Origin of the sequence: Pantoea deleyi, assembly GCF_022647325.1 — a bacterium.
In the GTDB taxonomy this organism is placed as follows: Bacteria; Pseudomonadota; Gammaproteobacteria; order Enterobacterales; family Enterobacteriaceae; genus Pantoea; species Pantoea deleyi.
Genome location: NZ_CP071405.1, coordinates 3,289,208 through 3,307,532, shown reverse-complemented (window position 1 = coordinate 3,307,532; position 18,325 = coordinate 3,289,208). Strand labels below are relative to the sequence as shown.

Annotated in this window: 14 protein-coding genes; 8 read left to right on the top strand and 6 right to left on the bottom strand. The window is 57.4% G+C overall.

The window, feature by feature from the left end:
• The 8 genes from fkpB (at nucleotide 1) to J1C59_RS15600 (ending at nucleotide 11,376) form a co-directional block, all read left to right on the top strand.
• Nucleotides 1-471, top strand: coding sequence for an FKBP-type peptidyl-prolyl cis-trans isomerase (gene fkpB, locus J1C59_RS15635; RefSeq protein ID WP_111139430.1), 471 nt, complete (start codon nucleotides 1-3; stop codon nucleotides 469-471).
• Nucleotides 452-1,405, top strand: coding sequence for a 4-hydroxy-3-methylbut-2-enyl diphosphate reductase (ispH, locus tag J1C59_RS15630; RefSeq protein WP_128084656.1), 954 nt, complete (start codon nucleotides 452-454; stop codon nucleotides 1,403-1,405). The genes fkpB and ispH overlap by 20 nt, the downstream gene beginning before the upstream one ends.
• Before the next feature lie 223 nt (nucleotides 1,406-1,628).
• Nucleotides 1,629-2,441, top strand: a complete 813-nt coding sequence (dapB, locus tag J1C59_RS15625) for a 4-hydroxy-tetrahydrodipicolinate reductase (protein ID WP_128084655.1) — start codon at nucleotides 1,629-1,631, stop codon at nucleotides 2,439-2,441.
• Nucleotides 2,442-2,913: 472 nt separating this feature from the next.
• Complete coding sequence (carA, locus tag J1C59_RS15620) at nucleotides 2,914-4,062, top strand: glutamine-hydrolyzing carbamoyl-phosphate synthase small subunit (protein ID WP_128084654.1); 1,149 nt, start codon at nucleotides 2,914-2,916, stop codon at nucleotides 4,060-4,062.
• A 14-nt stretch (nucleotides 4,063-4,076) separates the two neighbouring features.
• A complete protein-coding gene (gene carB / locus J1C59_RS15615) occupies nucleotides 4,077-7,304 on the top strand; it encodes a carbamoyl-phosphate synthase large subunit (RefSeq protein WP_128084653.1) in 3,228 nt (1,075 codons plus the stop codon).
• 247 nt (nucleotides 7,305-7,551) lie between these two features.
• Nucleotides 7,552-8,685, top strand: coding sequence for a porin (locus J1C59_RS15610; protein ID WP_375717234.1), 1,134 nt, complete (start codon nucleotides 7,552-7,554; stop codon nucleotides 8,683-8,685).
• Nucleotides 8,686-8,919: 234 nt separating this feature from the next.
• A complete protein-coding gene (gene folA, locus J1C59_RS15605; protein ID WP_128084651.1) occupies nucleotides 8,920-9,402 on the top strand; it encodes a type 3 dihydrofolate reductase in 483 nt (160 codons plus the stop codon).
• A 90-nt stretch (nucleotides 9,403-9,492) separates the two neighbouring features.
• Nucleotides 9,493-11,376 (top strand): PhoX family protein, encoded by a 1,884-nt coding sequence (locus tag J1C59_RS15600; RefSeq protein WP_140917028.1) that lies wholly within the window; start codon nucleotides 9,493-9,495, stop codon nucleotides 11,374-11,376.
• Nucleotides 11,377-11,409: 33 nt separating this feature from the next.
• On the opposite strand, the gene apaH is transcribed toward J1C59_RS15600, so the two are convergent.
• The 6 genes from apaH to lptD are packed head-to-tail and all read right to left on the bottom strand — an operon-like array spanning nucleotide 11,410 to nucleotide 18,214.
• The gene (gene apaH / locus J1C59_RS15595; RefSeq protein WP_128084650.1) at nucleotides 11,410-12,267 is read right to left on the bottom strand and encodes a bis(5'-nucleosyl)-tetraphosphatase (symmetrical) ApaH; all 858 of its coding nucleotides are present in this window, start codon (nucleotides 12,265-12,267) and stop codon (nucleotides 11,410-11,412) included.
• Between the two features lie 53 nt (nucleotides 12,268-12,320).
• On the bottom strand, nucleotides 12,321-12,698 hold the full coding sequence (gene apaG / locus J1C59_RS15590) for a Co2+/Mg2+ efflux protein ApaG (RefSeq protein ID WP_111139378.1): 378 nt from the start codon (nucleotides 12,696-12,698) through the stop codon (nucleotides 12,321-12,323).
• A 3-nt stretch (nucleotides 12,699-12,701) separates the two neighbouring features.
• On the bottom strand, nucleotides 12,702-13,523 hold the full coding sequence (gene rsmA / locus J1C59_RS15585; protein ID WP_111139379.1) for a 16S rRNA (adenine(1518)-N(6)/adenine(1519)-N(6))-dimethyltransferase RsmA: 822 nt from the start codon (nucleotides 13,521-13,523) through the stop codon (nucleotides 12,702-12,704).
• Nucleotides 13,516-14,508, bottom strand: a complete 993-nt coding sequence (pdxA, locus tag J1C59_RS15580; protein WP_128084649.1) for a 4-hydroxythreonine-4-phosphate dehydrogenase PdxA — start codon at nucleotides 14,506-14,508, stop codon at nucleotides 13,516-13,518. The genes rsmA and pdxA overlap by 8 nt, the downstream gene beginning before the upstream one ends.
• On the bottom strand, nucleotides 14,498-15,793 hold the full coding sequence (gene surA / locus J1C59_RS15575; RefSeq protein ID WP_111139380.1) for a peptidylprolyl isomerase SurA: 1,296 nt from the start codon (nucleotides 15,791-15,793) through the stop codon (nucleotides 14,498-14,500). The genes pdxA and surA overlap by 11 nt, the downstream gene beginning before the upstream one ends.
• A 54-nt stretch (nucleotides 15,794-15,847) precedes the next feature.
• Complete coding sequence (gene lptD / locus J1C59_RS15570; protein ID WP_128084648.1) at nucleotides 15,848-18,214, bottom strand: LPS assembly protein LptD; 2,367 nt, start codon at nucleotides 18,212-18,214, stop codon at nucleotides 15,848-15,850.
• Nucleotides 18,215-18,325: the final 111 nt, after the last annotated feature.

Sequence of the window (18,325 nt, the reverse complement as noted above, 5' to 3'; positions counted from 1 at the left end):
ATGACTGAGTGCGTACAGCGTGAAAGCGCGGTGTTGGTGCATTTTACGCTGAAGCTGGAAGATGGCTCGACGGCGGAATCGACCCGTGCAAACGGCAAGCCCGCGCTGTTCCGTCTCGGTGATGGCAGCCTCTCTGCGGCACTTGAGCAGGCACTGCTGGGGCTGAAAGCGGGTGACACAAAGCAGTTCACCCTGGCGCCGGAAGAGGCATTTGGTGGTGTCAGTCCGGACCTGATCCAGTATTTCTCGCGTCGTGACTTTATCGACGCAGGAGAGCCGGAAGTGGGTGCCATCATGCTGTTCAGCGGCATGGGCGGCAGTGAAATGCCCGGCGTGATCCGCGAAGTCTCCGGTGATTCTATTACCGTGGACTTCAACCATCCGCTGGCAGGTCATCGTATTCAGTTTGATGTAGAGGTGCTGGAAATCGATCCGGTCCTGGAGGCCAACGATGCAAATCCTGTTAGCTAATCCGCGCGGTTTCTGCGCCGGCGTCGATCGCGCCATCAGCATTGTTGAGCGCGCGCTGGAGATGTATGGCGCGCCGATCTATGTCCGTCACGAAGTGGTGCATAACCGCTACGTGGTGAACAGCCTGCGCGAACGTGGCGCCATCTTTATCGAAGAGATCAGCGAAGTGCCGGATGAGGCGATCCTGATCTTTTCAGCGCACGGCGTGTCTCAGGCGGTGCGTGCGGAAGCGAAAGCACGCAACCTGACGATGCTGTTCGACGCCACCTGTCCGCTGGTGACGAAGGTGCATATGGAAGTTGCCCGCGCCAGCCGTAAAGGCGTTGAGGCGATCCTGATCGGCCACGCGGGCCACCCGGAAGTCGAAGGCACCATGGGGCAGTACAACAACCCCAACGGCGGCATGTATCTGGTCGAGTCACCGGAAGATGTCTTCAGGCTGACGGTGAAAGATGAAAATAATCTGAGCTTCATGACGCAGACGACGCTGTCGGTGGATGATACCTCAGACATCATCGATGCCCTGCGTCAGCGTTTTCCGGCGATCGTCGGGCCGCGCAAAGATGATATCTGCTACGCCACCACTAACCGTCAGGAAGCGGTGCGGACGCTGGCGCAGGATGCCGACGTGGTGCTGGTGGTGGGGTCGAAGAACTCCTCTAACTCAAACCGTCTGGCAGAGCTGGCGCAGCGTGCCGGTAAACTGGCGAAGCTGATCGACTCTGCGGAGGATATTCAGGAAGAGTGGGTAAAAGGCGTCGGCTGCATTGGCGTGACGGCGGGCGCGTCTGCCCCGGATATTCTGGTGCAGCAGGTCATCCAGCGGCTGCGTGAGCTGGGCGGGGAAGCCGCGATTGAGCTGATTGGCCGCGAAGAGAACATTGTCTTCGAAGTGCCGAAAGAGCTGCGCGTCGAGGTGCGCAACGTCCAGTAACTCCCGGAAATTTCTGATAAAAAAGGCCGACTCTGTTCGGCCTTTTTTGTTTTTTCAGCCCGGTCACCGGACCGGCGTTTGCTGCGGTGATTGCTTTTACTGATAATCAGCGGCGGCTGGCATAAAATTCTTATTATCACGGATTAATAGTGGCGTGACTGTTAACTCATCGTTAACCTGATAACGCTTTGGATGCATAGTTTTGTTTTAGGAATGAATAAATATGAACACTATCCGCATTGCTGTGGTGGGCGCACCGGGCCGTATGGGCCGTAATCTGATCGAGGCGACGCAGCAGGCAGAAGGCGTGACACTGGGGGCCGCTCTGGTCCGTCCCGGTTCATCGCTGACCGGCAGCGACGCCGGTGAATTAGCCGGTATCGGCCGGAACGGCATCCTGATTGCCGACGATTTACGCGCGGTGATCAACGATTTTGATGTGCTGGTCGACTTTACCCGTCCGGAAGGGACGCTGGAGTATATGGCGATCTGCCGTGAACACGGCAAAGCGATGGTGATTGGCACCACCGGTTTTGATGAAGCCGGTAAAGCCGCGATTCGTGCAGCGGCTGAAGAGATCGCCATCGTGTTTGCCGCGAACTTCAGCGTCGGGGTTAACCTGGTGCTGAAGCTGCTGGAGCAGGCCGCAAAAGTCATGGGTGAGTACGCGGATATTGAGATCGTCGAAGCGCACCACCGCCATAAAGTGGATGCGCCATCAGGCACCGCGCTGGCAATGGGTGAGGCGATCGCCGATGCGATGGCGTGGAAACTGGATGAGCATGCGGTCTATGCCCGTGAAGGCCACACCGGCGAACGCCAGCCGCAGACCATCGGTTTCGCCACCGTGCGTGCGGGCGATATCGTCGGTGAGCATACCGCGATGTTTGCCGATATTGGCGAGCGGGTAGAGATAACCCACAAGGCTTCAAGCCGTATGACCTTTGCAAAAGGCGCGGTTAAGTCGGCCGTATGGCTGAAAGACAAGAAAAAGGGTCTTTTCGATATGCGGGATGTGCTCGGCTTAGCAGACTGATGTGTGTTGTGAACCATCGTGATGTGGTTATTTCAATCGTTAATTCATTGATTGAGAAGGGGCAATGTTTTCATTGCCCTTAATTTTATCTTTTATCTGACTTATCCCTTCTTAATTGTCTGTAACCTCTTTTTTTGTCACTTTTCTATCTTTTTTGATCCGTTAAGATGCTAATTTTGACCATTTGGTCAAAAAAAACAGGCTCTCTCTCGCTGGTTTCGCGTTTAGGCGGCATGGCAAACGATTATTTCAATGGGTTTCCTCCTCTTTTTGCCCTTTATATCGCATATTTTCTTCAGAAGGCGGATAAAGGTGAAAAAAAGTGGCGTCAGGGTAGACAATGACCAGGGGGATCATTAGAATGCGCGCAATTTGCCAAAAATCGACAATTCAGGCGGTTTTTGCATTGATTCAACCGGCTATTTTGAATTAATATGCAGATATTATGACTGTTTATTCCCTGGAGGATGTTTTGATTAAGTCAGCAATCCTGGTTCTGGAAGACGGAACCCAATTCCACGGTCGGGCCATCGGGGCAACGGGGTCGGCAGTGGGGGAAGTCGTTTTCAACACCTCAATGACCGGTTATCAAGAAATCCTCACTGATCCTTCCTATTCCCGCCAAATCGTTACTCTCACTTATCCCCATATCGGTAATGTCGGTGCCAACGCCGCCGATGAAGAATCCAGCCAGATTCATGCGCAGGGCCTGGTCATCCGTGACCTGCCGCTGATTGCCAGCAACTTCCGCAGTGAAGAGGGCTTATCCGCCTACCTGCAGCGCAATAACATCGTGGCCATCGCCGATATCGATACCCGCAAGCTGACACGTCTGCTGCGTGAGAAAGGGGCGCAGAACGGTTGCATCATCGCTGGCGACGCGCCGGATGCGGCACTGGCGCTGCAGAAAGCCCAGGCGTTCCCCGGCCTGAAAGGGATGGATCTGGCGAAAGAGGTCTGCACCACCGAGACTTACAGCTGGCAGCAGGGCAGCTGGACGCTGAACGCGGGGCTGCCAGAGCAGTCATCGGCAGAGTCGCTGCCTTACCATGTTGTGGCGTACGACTACGGTGCCAAGCGCAATATTCTGCGTATGCTGGTCGATCGCGGCTGTCGTCTGACGGTCGTACCGGCACAGACGCCTGCGGAAGAGGTACTGAAGCTGAACCCGGATGGCATTTTCCTCTCCAACGGTCCGGGCGACCCGGAGCCGTGTGACTACGCGATCAGCGCCATTCAGTCATTCCTGAAAACAGAGATTCCGGTGTTTGGTATCTGCCTGGGTCATCAGCTGCTGGCGCTGGCCAGCGGTGCAAAAACCGTGAAGATGAAGCTCGGCCATCACGGCGGCAACCATCCGGTGAAAGATCTCGACAGCAACCGCGTGATGATCACCGCGCAGAACCACGGTTTTGCAGTCGACGAGAACGATCTGCCCGCGAATCTGCGTGTGACCCACATTTCGTTGTTCGATAAGACCGTGCAGGGCATTCACCGCACCGACAAGCCTGCCTTCAGCTTCCAGGGACACCCGGAAGCCAGCCCGGGACCGGGTGACGCAGCGCCGCTGTTTGACCACTTTATCGAATTGATTGACGCATTCCGTCTGCAAGCGAAGTAATCAGGAGCTAATTCATGCCAAAACGTACAGACCTGAAATCCATCCTGATTCTTGGGGCCGGTCCGATTGTGATCGGACAGGCCTGCGAATTCGACTACTCCGGTGCGCAGGCGTGTAAGGCGCTGCGTGAAGAGGGTTACCGCGTCATTCTGGTCAACTCCAACCCGGCGACCATCATGACCGACCCGGAAATGGCCGATGCGACCTATATCGAGCCCATCAACTGGGAAGTGGTGCGTAAGATCATCGAAAAAGAGCGCCCGGACGCCGTTCTGCCGACCATGGGCGGCCAGACCGCGCTGAACTGTGCGCTGGAGCTGGAACGTCACGGCGTACTGGAAGAGTTTGGCGTCACCATGATCGGTGCGACCGCCGATGCGATCGACAAAGCGGAAGATCGTCGCCGCTTCGACGTGGCAATGAAGAGCATCGGTCTGGACACCGCGCGTTCCGGCATTGCGCACACCATGGAAGAGGCGCTGGCCGTGGCCGAAGATGTGGGCTTCCCCTGCATTATCCGTCCCTCCTTTACCATGGGCGGCACCGGTGGCGGCATCGCCTATAACCGTGAAGAGTTCGAAGAGATCTGCGAACGCGGCCTCGACCTCTCTCCGACCAATGAGCTGCTGATCGATGAGTCGCTGATTGGCTGGAAAGAGTATGAGATGGAAGTGGTGCGTGATAAAAACGACAACTGCATCATCGTCTGCTCAATTGAAAACTTCGACGCGATGGGCATCCACACCGGTGACTCCATCACGGTCGCGCCGGCTCAGACGCTGACTGACAAAGAGTATCAGATCATGCGTAACGCCTCGCTGGCGGTACTGCGTGAGATTGGTGTGGAAACCGGCGGCTCCAACGTGCAGTTCTCGGTGAACCCGAAAGATGGTCGTCTGATTGTCATCGAGATGAACCCGCGTGTTTCACGCTCCTCGGCGCTGGCTTCAAAAGCCACCGGCTTCCCGATTGCGAAAGTGGCGGCCAAACTGGCGGTGGGCTACACCCTCGATGAGCTGATGAACGATATCACCGGCGGATTAACTCCGGCGTCGTTCGAACCCTCTATCGACTACGTTGTGACCAAAATCCCCCGTTTCAACTTTGAAAAATTTGCCGGTGCTAACGACCGTCTGACCACCCAGATGAAGTCGGTCGGTGAAGTCATGGCGATTGGCCGCACATTCCAGGAATCTATGCAGAAAGCGCTGCGTGGCCTGGAAGTCGGCGCGAACGGCTTCGACCCGAAAGTGCACCTCGACGATCCGGAAGCGTTAACCCGTATCCGTCGCGAGCTGAAAGATGCCGGTTCCGACCGCATCTGGTACATCGCGGATGCGTTCCGTGCGGGCATGTCAGTGGATGGCGTCTTTAACCTGACCAACATCGACCGCTGGTTCCTGGTGCAGATCGAAGAGCTGGTGCGGCTGGAAGACCAGGTCGCGCGTGAAGGCGTTAACAGCCTGGATGCGACTTTCCTGCGCGCGCTGAAACGCAAAGGCTTTGCGGATGCGCGTCTGGCTACGCTGGCCGGTGTGGCTGAAAGCGAAATACGCAAGCTGCGTCAGCAGTTTAACCTGCATCCGGTCTACAAGCGCGTGGACACCTGCGCCGCCGAGTTCGCAACGGACACGGCCTACATGTACTCCACGTATGAAGAGGAGTGCGAGGCCAATCCATGCACGGATCGCGAAAAGATCATGATTCTGGGCGGCGGACCGAACCGTATCGGCCAGGGGATCGAATTTGACTACTGCTGCGTTCACGCCGCCCTGGCGCTGCGTGAAGATGGCTATCAGACCATCATGGTCAACTGTAACCCGGAAACGGTCTCGACCGATTACGACACCTCCGATCGCCTCTACTTTGAGCCGGTCACGCTGGAGGATGTGCTGGAGATCGTGCGCATCGAGCAGCCAAAAGGCGTGATCGTGCAGTATGGCGGTCAGACGCCGCTGAAACTGGCGCGTGCGCTGGAAGCGGCAGGCGTACCGGTTATCGGCACCAGCCCGGATTCGATTGACCGCGCGGAAGACCGTGAGCGTTTCCAGCAGGCGGTCGATCGTCTGAGCCTGAAGCAGCCGGCTAACGCCACCGTTACCACGCTGGAGCAGGCCGTTGAGAAGGCCGCAGGCCTGGGCTATCCGCTGGTGGTGCGTCCTTCTTATGTACTGGGCGGCCGGGCCATGGAGATCGTCTACGACGAGCTCGACCTCAAGCGCTACTTCCAGACGGCGGTATCGGTCTCCAACGATGCGCCGGTTCTGCTGGATCGCTTCCTGGATGATGCGGTTGAAGTGGACGTGGATGCGATCTGCGACGGTGAGCGGGTGCTGATTGGCGGCATCATGGAACACATCGAGCAGGCGGGCGTGCACTCCGGTGACTCCGCCTGTTCACTGCCGGCCTACACCCTGAATCAGGAGATTCAGAACGTGATGCGTCAGCAGGTCGAAAGACTGGCGTTTGAACTGAACGTGCGGGGTCTGATGAACGTGCAGTTCGCGGTGAAGGAGAACGAAGTCTACCTGATCGAAGTGAACCCACGCGCGGCGCGTACCGTCCCCTTCGTCTCTAAAGCGACCGGTGTACCGCTGGCGAAAGTGGCGGCACGTGTGATGGCCGGTAAAACCCTGGCCGAGCAGGGCGTCACCGAAGAGGTGATTCCGCCGTACTACTCCGTCAAAGAAGTGGTGCTGCCGTTTAACAAGTTCCCTGGCGTTGACCCGATTCTTGGCCCGGAAATGCGTTCGACCGGTGAAGTCATGGGTGTGGGCCGCACCTTCGCGGAGGCATTCTCCAAAGCGATGCTGGGCGCACAGAGCAACATGAAGAAGTCGGGCCGTGCGCTGCTGTCGGTGCGCGAAGGCGACAAGAAGCGGATCGTTGACCTGGCCGCTAAGCTGCAGAAGTTTGGGTTCGAACTGGATGCGACGCACGGCACGGCGGTGGTACTGGGCGAGGCGGGCATCAATCCGCGCCTGGTCAACAAGGTGCACGAAGGCCGTCCGCATATCCAGGACCGCCTGAAGAACGGCGAATACAGCTACATCGTCAATACCACGGCAGGCCGCCAGGCAATTGAAGATTCGAAGCTTATCCGCCGCAGCGCGCTGCAGTACAAAGTGCATTACGACACCACGCTGAACGGCGGCTTTGCCACCGCGATGGCACTGAATGCAGACCCGACGGAGCAGGTTATCTCCGTTCAGGAGATGCATGCTCAGATAAAGGCGATGTAATGTAAAAACGGCTCCTGCGGGAGCCGTTTTTTTTGCCCACTCTCTGGCGATAGTCTTAAAAACAGGTCCAGGAAAAGCAAAGAGTTTGCGTTAAAGTTACTGATTTGACTTATTTTTTTAGCTAAAGGTGCGAAACGCATCGCTTCGCACAGATTTATAAAATAAACGCTTTCTGTACGGATTTTTCGCCAGTACTATGCCTGCCGCTCATCACCAGAGCGTATCAGGACACTAATAAAAAATGAAAATGCGTACTTTTTCTCTGAGTGCAGTGGCTGCACTGATGGCTGTTCTTCCTTTCGCCAGCCAGGCAGAAATCACCCTGCTGAAGCAGGATCCGCAGGCGGGCGATCCGCTCAGCCGCCTTAACTTTACGTTTGGCGGCAGCATTCGTGCTCAGGTCAACCATCAGACCGGCGTGAATGACAAATCCTATAAGCGCGACGGTTTTGACGGCGGCACCCGTTTCCGCTTTGGCGCGGACTACTACCTGTTCGATGACGTCAGCTGGGTCAGCTACTATGAGCTGGGCGTTAACGTCCCGGCCCTGTTCAGCTGGGACGGTCACTATGCCGACGGGGCGAATAACACCACCCGCCGCCAGCTTTACACTGGCCTGAAAAGCAAAACCTGGGGTCAGCTGACCTTTGGTCAGCAGAACAGCGTTTACTACGATACCGTGGGCGCCAAGACCGATATCTGGGATTACGACATGATCGGCCAGGCACCGGGCAACGGGATCAACGGCGACTACGACGGCTCTTACCGTTCGCGCAAGCAGTTGAAATATAAAAACAGCTTCGGCGATGTGGATCTCTTCGCCTCTTACCTGTTCGACGACAATGAGTTCCTGCCGGGCAATGGCCTGCGCTACAAGCGTAAAGGCGGCGGTTCACTGGGTGTGGACTACCACATCACCGACGATCTGAGCTGGGGCACCGCGTGGAACTACACCCGTGCGGCGATGCGTAACCCGAACAACGGCGACAGCAAAACCTACGACCAGAACATCTTCGGTACTGCGCTGAGCTGGACACCGGGTAACTGGACGCTCTCCGCTGGCGGTGGCTGGTATCAGAACTTCATGACCACCAAACGCAAAGATGTGCATGACTACTTTGCGGGCGATGCGTGGGGCCTGGAATATTTCGCTGGCTACAAAATTCCGGTCGCGCAGTATGGCCTGAAAGCGGTTCAGCCTTACGTCATGGGCGATCGCATCGAGTATGCCAACGGTCGTGACTACCAGCGCATCGACAACGGTCTGGGTGTGACGCTGTTCCTCGACTACGGTTTCCGTGTCGATTACGAACATGTCTTTACCTCCAGCACCGATAACCTGGGTGACATGAATCTGGTGCGTCTGCGCTACGACTTCTGATCATCCTGACGGCTCCTGCGGGAGCCGTCTTCTTTTGCGCCCCCCGTTTATACCAGCCCGAGGCCGCTGGCTGGCGAGCTGCAGCAAACTAACGCGATTACGCGGTGAAAAACGCTGCACAGGCCGCGAAAAACGGCGTCATAAAAAGCTTTACGCAAATAGACCGATCCCCCTATCGACGAAACTTTCACCTTTACGTATCATGGCGCCAATTTTTTTCAGTGAGTGGTTAACATGATTAGTCTTATCGCGGCATTAGCAGCAGATCGCATTATTGGAATGGAGAACGCCATGCCGTGGGACCTGCCTGCAGACCTGGCGTGGTTCAAACGTAATACGCTGAAGAAACCGGTGATTATGGGCCGACTGACCTTTGAATCGATCGGCCGTCCTCTGCCTGGTCGCCTGAATATTGTGGTCAGCAGCCAGCCCGGCAGCGCAGAAGGGGTCACCTGGGTCACGTCGCTGGAGGAGGCACTTCAGGCCGCCGGTGATGCAGAAGAGATCATGGTGATTGGCGGTGGGCGCGTCTACGAGCAGATGCTGAAGCGTGCCGATCGTCTCTACCTGACGCACATCGACGCAGAGGTTGAAGGCGATACCCAGTTCCCGGATTACGAGCCGGACGAGTGGCAATCCACATTCAGCGAATTTCACGACGCTGACGAGCAGAACTCCCACAGCTACTGCTTCGAGATCCTCGACCGTCGTCGCTAATCCCGCCCCCGCCTGGCTGTAACCTGGCTGTCATCATTATTCATTAGCATTGCTTCTTTTCTGGGATCGTGACAAAGGAAGCAATAACCAATGAAAACCGAATTATCCGCATTAAGCACTGACCGCCTGCCTGATCCACTGCGTCGTAAATTTCTTGCCGGTTCCGGCGCTCTGGGCCTGACCGGCTTTCTCAGCGGCGGCCTGACGCTCTCATCCGGCGCGCGGGCCGCAGAGAAACCGGCGGGCAGCGCGCTGCTGGGCTTTCAGGCGATTGCCGCCTCGACCGCTGACGAGGTGGTGGTCGCGCCCGGCTATCGCGCTGAGGTGCTGATCTCCTGGGGCGATCCGCTGGTGAACGGCGCCGCCGCGTTTGATCCGCACGGCAACAACAGCGCGGCGGATCAGGAAAAGCAGTTCGGTGACAACAATGACGGGATGAGCTTCTTTGCCATCGACGATCGTCGCGGCGTGATGGCGATCAATAATGAATATGTTAACGAGCCAACGCTGTTTGCCCACGGTGGCAGCAAAGCAACCAGCCTGGAGGATGTGAAAAAGTCACAGGCGGCGCACGGTATTTCCGTGGTGGAAGTGAAGCGGGGCGAGGATAATCGCTGGCAGGTGGTGCGTCCATCTGACTATAACCGCCGCATTACCGCAAATACCCCGATGCGCTTTTCCGGTCCTGCCGCCGGTGACAACGCATTGCAGACCGCAGCCGATCCCGAGGGCATGAACGTCCTCGGCACCTTTGGTAACTGCGCCAACGGCAAAACGCCGTGGGGCACCTACCTGACCTGCGAAGAGAACTACGACACCTATTTTGGCACCCGACAGGCGGACTTCACGCCAACCCCGCAGCAGAAGCGCTATACCCTGAATGCCGCCGAGCCGGAACGGAACTGGGCCGACTTCGATCCCCGCTTTGATGTCGCGAAAAACCCCAACGAATTTAACCGCCACGGCTGGATAGTGGAAATCGATCCCTTTGACCCTCACTCCGTGCCGGTTAAACGCACCGCGCTGGGCCGCTTCAAACATGAGAATGCGGCGGTCACCGTCGCTAAAAGCGGTCAGCTGGTGGTGTACATGGGAGATGATGAGCGCGGCGAGTATATCTATAAATATGTCTCCGACGATCGGGTTATGCCAGATGATGCGAAAGCGAATCATGGACTGCTGGACAAGGGCACGCTCTATGTCGCGCAGTTCAATGGCGATGCGCAGGGCACGCCGCTTAAAGGCACCGGACGCTGGCTGGCGCTGAAGTGGGGCGAAAACGGCCTCACCGCAGAGAAGGGCTTCAGCAGTCAGGCTGACGTCCTGATCAACGCGCGCGCGGCGGCCGATGTGGTAAACGCCACCCGCATGGATCGGCCGGAATGGATCGCCGTGAATCCGCACGATGGCCGCGCCTACTGCACGCTGACCAACAACAACAAGCGCGGTAACGAGGGGATGCCCGTCAATGCGGCCAACCCGCGGCCAAAAAATATCTACGGCCAGATTATCCGCTGGGATGAGAAGGGCGATGCCACCGCGCTGACGTTTGAGTGGGATATTTATGCGCTGTGCGGCAATCCGATCGCGCATCCTGAGGGGATCTATCGCGGCACGCCCAATATCACTGCTGAGAACACCTTCAACAGCCCGGATGGTCTGGGATTTGATGCCGCGGGGCGCTTATGGATCCTGACCGACGGCAAATACAGCAACAAAGAGGATTATCAGGGGCAGGGGAATAATCAGATGCTGGTGGGCGATCCCGACAGCGGCGAGATCCGCCGCTTTATGGTCGGCCCGAAATCGTGCGAGCTGACCGGCATTACTTTCACGCCCGATTACAGAACGCTGTTCGTCAACGTGCAGCATCCGGGCGAGGAGGGGGACTCCCATTTCCCGCATAACAGCCCGCGTCCGCGCTCATCGGTGATCATGATCACCCGCGAAGATGGCGGTGTTATCGGGGCCTGAGACCACATGCTGGCCTGACGGCCAGCATGATCGTTACAGCGCAGGCGGGGCCAGGCTGTCGCTGGCATTCAGCGCTTTTTCGCGGTTGGAGGGCTGCACCACATAGCGCTGCGTTTCCCAGTGCAGCAGGGTCAGCGTTCCGCCCCAGCAGCAGCCGGTGTCCAGACCGATAATTCCTTCAGGCGTGCCTTTGCCTTCCAGCGACGCCCAGTGACCAAAGATGATGGTGTAGTCGCGTGCGACCGGCCCCTCAAGGGTAAACCAGGGTTTCAGCGGTGGAAGCGCCGACTCCGGCGCATCTTTGCAGATCATATCCAGCTGACCGTTCGGGAAGCAGTAACGCATACGGGTCAGGGCGTTGGTGCTGAAGCGCAGACGGGCCAGCCCGGTCAGGTCTTCACTCCAGTTATTCGGCATGTCGCCATACATGGCATCCAGGAACAGCGGATAGCTGTCGCTGGCAAGCACCGCTTCGACCTCACGCGCGCACTTTTTCGCGGTTTCGATATCCCACTGCGGCGTGACACCGGCATGGCCCATCACCAGTTTCTTCTCATCATCCACCTGCAGCAGGGGCTGACGACGCAGCCAGTTAATCAGCTCGTCGGCATCCTCCGCTTCCAGCAGCGGCGTCAGACGATCTTTGGGCTTGTTGCGGCTGATCCCGGCGTAGACCGCCAGCAGATGCAGGTCGTGATTACCCAGCACCAGACGCACCGCGTCGCCCAGCGATTTTACGTAGCGCAGAACCTCCAGCGAGCCGGGGCCGCGCGCGACCAGGTCGCCGGTCAGCCACAGGGTATCCTGCTCAGGGTTGAAATCGACCTGTTGCAGCAATGCACGTAATTCGTCGTAGCAACCATGAACGTCGCCAATCAGGTATGTGCTCATAACGTTTTATCCATCGGGAAGGTGCCCGGCCCGGCGGGCAAAAAGCGTGTGAATCAGTGAATGTGGGTCTGAACGGCGAGGCGGAACACCGGGATATCGACGTGAAAGGTTTCACCCTGCTCATCGACCATCACATAGTGCCCCTGCATGGTACCCATCGGGGTTTCAATCACGGCACCGCTGGTGTACTGAAACTCATTGCCTGCGGCGATAAGCGGCTGTTCACCGACCACGCCTTCACCCTGAACTTCCGTTTCGCGGCCATTACCGTTGGTAATCAGCCAGTAGCGCCCCAGCAGTTGCACAGCGGAACGGCCCAGATTGCGTATCGTGATGGTATAGGCGAAGACGTAGCGATCCTCATCCGGCGAGGACTGGGAGGCGACGTACTGGCTCTGCACATGGACGGAGACGCGGGCCGTTTCACTCATGACTTACTCCTGCGATTTTCCCTGATGATTCGCCAGCCAGTTGGCCAGCTGACAATATTGCGCGACTGAGACATTTTCAGCGCGCAGACCGGGATCGATGGACAACTCTTCCAGCGCACCGGCCGTCACCATGTGGTTCAGGCTGTTTCGCAACGTTTTGCGGCGCTGACCAAAGGCTTCGGTGGTAATGCGGCTCAGAATACGCACGTCGCTGACCGGATGAGGCGGTTCGGCAAAAGGTACCAGACGCACCACCGCAGAGTCCACTTTCGGTGGCGGAGTAAAGGCGTGCGGCGGCACTTCCAGCACCGGGATCACCTGGCAGTAATATTGCGCCATCACCGTCAGGCGGCCATAGGCTTTACTGCCCGGACCGGCAACCAGACGGTTAACCACCTCTTTCTGCAGCATGAAGTGCATATCTTTGATCGAACCAGTATAGCTGAAAAGGTGGAACATCAGCGGGGTCGAAATATTGTAGGGCAGGTTACCAAATACCCGCAGCGGCTGGCCTCGCTCCTGCGCCAGGGCGGCGAAGTCGAAGGTCATGGCATCCTGCTGGAAGATGGTCAGTTTCGGGCCAAGGAACGGATGGGTCTGCAGACGCGCGGCGAGATCGCGGTCCAGCTCGACCACCGTTAAGCTATCGAGGCGTTCGCCTACCGGCTCGGTCAGGGCACCCAGGCCAGGACCGATCTCAACCAGCGCTTCATCGCGCTGTGGATGGATAGCGGAGACAATGCTGTCGATAATGTACTGATCGTTCAGGAAGTTCTGCCCGAAACGTTTACGGGCATAGTGCCCCTGATGGACGCGATTATTCATTACTGCTCTTGATCATAGTGATGGCGAGGTTAAGCGCCGTGATGAAGCTGCCCGGTTCCGCCTGACCCAGCCCGGCGAGTTCAAGCGCGGTGCCGTGGTCTACGGAGGTCCGGATAAAGGGCAGGCCCAGGGTGATATTTACCGCCCGGCCAAACCCCTGAAATTTCAGGACCGGCAGGCCCTGGTCGTGATACATCGCCAGAACCGCATCGGCATGTTGCAGATATTTAGGCTGAAACAGCGTATCCGCAGGCAGCGGGCCGGTCAGTCTGATGCCCTGCTGACGCAGTTCATCCAGTGCCGGTGTGATCGTCTCGATCTCTTCACGGCCCATGTGGCCGCCTTCGCCCGCGTGGGGATTGAGACCGCAGACGTAGATGTGTGGCTCGGCGATCGCAAACTTCTGCTGCAGATCGCGATGCAGAATCGTGATCACCTCATGCAGGCAATCACGCGTTACCGCCGCGGCGACATCCTTCAGCGGCAGATGGGTCGTCGCCAGCGCGACACGCAGCGCTTCGGTCGCCAGCATCATCACCACGCGATGTCCGCCTGCGCGATCGGCGAAGAACTCGGTATGGCCGGTGAAGGCGATACCGGCATCGTTGATCACGCCTTTGTGGACCGGGCCGGTGATCAGCGCCGCAAATTCGCCGGACAGGCAGCCGTCACAGGCGCGCGCCAGCGTGGTCAGCACATAATCGCTGTTCGCGACGCAGAGCGTGCCCGGCGTCACCGGTTCGGCAGTTTCGACGGGCAGGATAGTCAGCGACCCGGCCTGCTGTGGCTCGGCAGCCACGCCAGGCTGATAGGGTCGCAGGGTCAGTGGCAGACCGAGCTGCGCCGCACGCTGCTGTAGCAGGGCAGGTGAGGCGCACACCACCAGCTCAACCGGCCACGCCTGCTGAGCCAGCTGAACGGTAAGATCGGGACCAATCCCGGCGGGTTCGCCGGGCGTGATCACCACACGGGCATTACTGCGCATTGCCATCCAGAATCTTCACGTAGGCGCTGGCGCGCTGTTCCTGCATCCAGGTCTGTGCTTCTTCCGCAAACTTACGGTTGAACAGCATGCGGTATGCGCGCTCTTTCTGGGCCGCATCGGTCTTATCGACCTGACGGGTATCCAGCAGCTGAATCAGATGCCAGCCGAAAGAGGAGTGCACAGGCTGACTGACCTGGCCTTTCTGCAGACGCAGCAGCGCGTCGCGGAACGCCGGATCGAAGACTTCCGGTGAGGTCCAGCCGAGATCGCCGCCCTGGTTAGCCGAGCCCGGATCGTCAGAGTACTGCTTGGCCGCGGCGGCAAAGGTGGTTTTCCCGCTGCGGATGTCGGCAGCGATCTGCTCCAGCTGCGCGCGCGCCTGGCTGTCAGTGAGGATCGGTGAGGGCTTCAGCAGGATATGACGTGAATGCACTTCGGTGACGGAGACATTTTTGCTCTCGCCGCGCAGGTCGTTCACCTTCAGGATGTGGAAGCCCACACCGGAACGGATCGGCCCGACGATGTCGCCTTTTTTAGCCGTTGCCAGCGCCTGAGCAAACAGGGTCGGCAACTCTTCGATTTTGCCCCAGCCCATGTTGCCGCCTTTCAGCGCCTGAGAGTCGGCGGAGTAGGTCACGGCCATCTTGCCGAAGTCAGCGCCATTTTTCAGTTCGCCCACCAGCTGTTTCGCCAGCGTTTCCTGCTCATCAACCTGCTGCTGCGTCGGGTTTTCCGGCAGCGGCAGCAGAATGTGGCTGACGTTCAGCTCGGTGCCCTGGCTGTTCTGAGAGCCAATCTGGGCAGCCAGCGTATCCACTTCCTGCGGCAGAATGGTCACGCGACGCCGTACTTCGTTGTTGCGGACTTCGGCAATCGTCATCTCTTTGCGGATCTGCGCACGATAGACGCTGTAGTTCATGCCGTCATAGGCCAGACGGCTGCGCAGCTGATCGAGGCTCATGCGGTTCTGTGCTGCAATGTTCTGAATAGCCTGGTCCAGCTGCTCGTCGCTGATCTGAACGCCCGCTTTCTCGCCCATCTGCAGGATGATGTTGTCCATGATCTGACGTTCCAGAATCTGATGGCGCAACGTTTTATCATCTGGCAGCTGCTGATTTGCCTGCCGGGCCTGAGATTTGACGGTGCTCATCATGCCGTCCACGTCACTCTCAAGAACCACGCCGTTATTGACTACGGCAGCAACTTTATCAACGACTTGTGGTGCTGCGAACGCGGTGTTGGCACTGATTGCCACACCAAGAATCAGCATTCTCCAGTTCTTCATACTTTATCCATTGTTGGTTCCGCACTGCGGGATTGCCTGTCAAACATCACAACATCAGAAAGCGGGCTGGTAAGGAATAATGCCCTGACGCAGCATATCGTTGGTGCCTAAGCCGTAGTTAGGACTCAGACCACGCAGCTCAATGTTGAATGAGATTTGGTTGTCATATTTACTGTCGTTGTTTTCCCAACCGTTAATTTTGCGCTCGTAACCGACCCGGATCGCGTAACAGCATGAGCTGTACTGCAGGCCCACCAGCTGCGATGCCGGACGCGTGTTGCGGGTATCGTAGTAGTAAGCGCCTACCACAGACCATGCATCCGCAATCGGCCAGCTGGCCGTGGTGCCGACCTGTGAAATCCCATTTTTATAGATAGGATTGGTTACCAGCGCACTGTTGTTCAGCGCACTGGCCACATATTCCGGGCTGCTGTAACGATAGCTCAGCTGCACCATGCGGTCGGCATCGCGACGGTATTCCAGGACGGTATTGCCCTGAGAGACGTTGTCGAGTTTGGTGTCATACTGCAGACCACCCCGGACGCCCCAGCGATCGCTGATTTTCCAGTATGTATCGCCAGCCCAGATCAGGCTGCCGGTATCATCTTCTTTACTGGTTTGATTCACACCAGTACGAGAAGGGGTAAACGAGTAGATTTGACCCACAGAAACGTTAAAACGTTCAACCAGATCGGTATCATAAATACGTGAAGTGACACCGGTCGCGACTTCATTCGCAGACGCGATGCGATCCAGGCCGCTGTAAGTACGATCGCGGAACAGGCCGGTGTAGTCGGTCTGCAGCAGTGTTGAGTCGTACGGATAGATGTTGCTCTGATTGCGGTACGGGATATAGAGGTACTGTACCCGCGGCTCCAGCGTCTGGGTGTAACCCACCGCCGAGTTCATATCGCGATCAAAGACCATCCGGCCATCAACCTTAAACTGCGGCAGCGTACGGTTAACGGACTCTTTGAGCTGGTTGTTGCGATCGGTATCGATGTTGGTGTTGTAGTACTCAACATCATCCTGCTGATAGTGGGTCGCCAGTAATTTCGCTTCGGTATCCAGGCTGGCCCAGCCGTTTGACAGCGGCAGGTTCAGGGTCGGCTCGATATGCAGGCGGGTCGCTTCAGGATAGCGGTCGCTGACGTTGGTGAATTTCACCGCCTGCGCATAGATCCGGCCATCGAACGGACCGATGTCGTTCTGATAGAGATTGACGTCCAGCTGCGGCATGGCGCGATAGACGTTATTGCTGCTGTTATCGCCGAACACCTGGAAATCTTTGGTGGAAAGCGTGGCGTCCCAGTTGGTGTCCGCATAACCGATGCTGAATTTTTGCGTGGCGTAGTTATCGGTTGAGCTGTAGTACTTCGAGTCGAGATCGTTGAAGTAGTACTTATCGCTGACCTTGGTGTAGTCCGCATTGAAACGCCAGTTCTTGTCATAGACACCGGCATGACGCCAGTAGAAGAGCCAGCGGTTTGAGCTGTCATCTTCGGCGATACCGCGCATCGCTTTGTCGTTATCGTACTGTTTGTCTGAGCCGAGGTAGTCAAATTCCACCAGGCCCGCGCCCAGCGTCGTCAGATAACGGAATTCGTTCTCAAACTGCATGCCGCGCTTACTCATGTAGTGCGGCGTAATGGTGGCATCGGCCTGCGGCGCGATGTTCCAGTAATAGGGCAGCATGAACTCAAAGCCGTTGTTGCTGCCATATTTTGCATTCGGGATCAGGAAACCGGAGCGGCGGCGATCGCCAATCGGTAACTGCAGATAGGGGCTGTAGAACACCGGCACGGAGCCGATCTTAAAGCGGGCGTTCCAGATCTCGGCCACTTCTTCTTCGCGATCCTGGATCACCTCGGATCCCACCACACTCCAGCTGTTGGAGCCGGGCAGACAGGAGGTAAAGGTGCCGTTTTCCAGAATGGTGTAGCGGTTGTCCCCGCGCAGCTTCATCTGGTCGGCGGTGCCGCGACCCTGACGATCCACCATCTGATACTGACCATTCCAGACGTTGGTATCTTTGGTGTTGAGATTTGACCAGGCTTTCGGACCTTTCAGGATGACCTGATTGTCATCGTAGTGCACATTACCCAGCGCATCGACGGTGCGAACCGGGGCGGTCTGGTCGTTCTGCTGACGCTGATGAAGCTGCACTTCATCGGCCTGCATGCGGCTGTTGCCCTGCTCAATATTCACGTTGCCGGTAAACACCGCGTCGTCGGGATAGTTCCCTTTGGCGGCGTCGGAATTGATGGTAACAGGCAGCTGATTCGCATCGCCATTGACCAGCGGGCGGTTGTAACTCGGCACGCCTAACATACACTGCGACATCAAATCGTCGGCAAAGGCTTGCTGGCTAATGGCTGCGCCGATCAGTGTGGCCAGCAGGGTAGGTATATGTTTTTTCATACGCGGTATCGAGAATTCCATGAAAACTGGCATCATGCCGACAATCGGGTCAGAGACTAACTTACTGCCCGGCGTTGCGCCAGTGTTAATCCTGGTCTGTCAGCGTTGCTG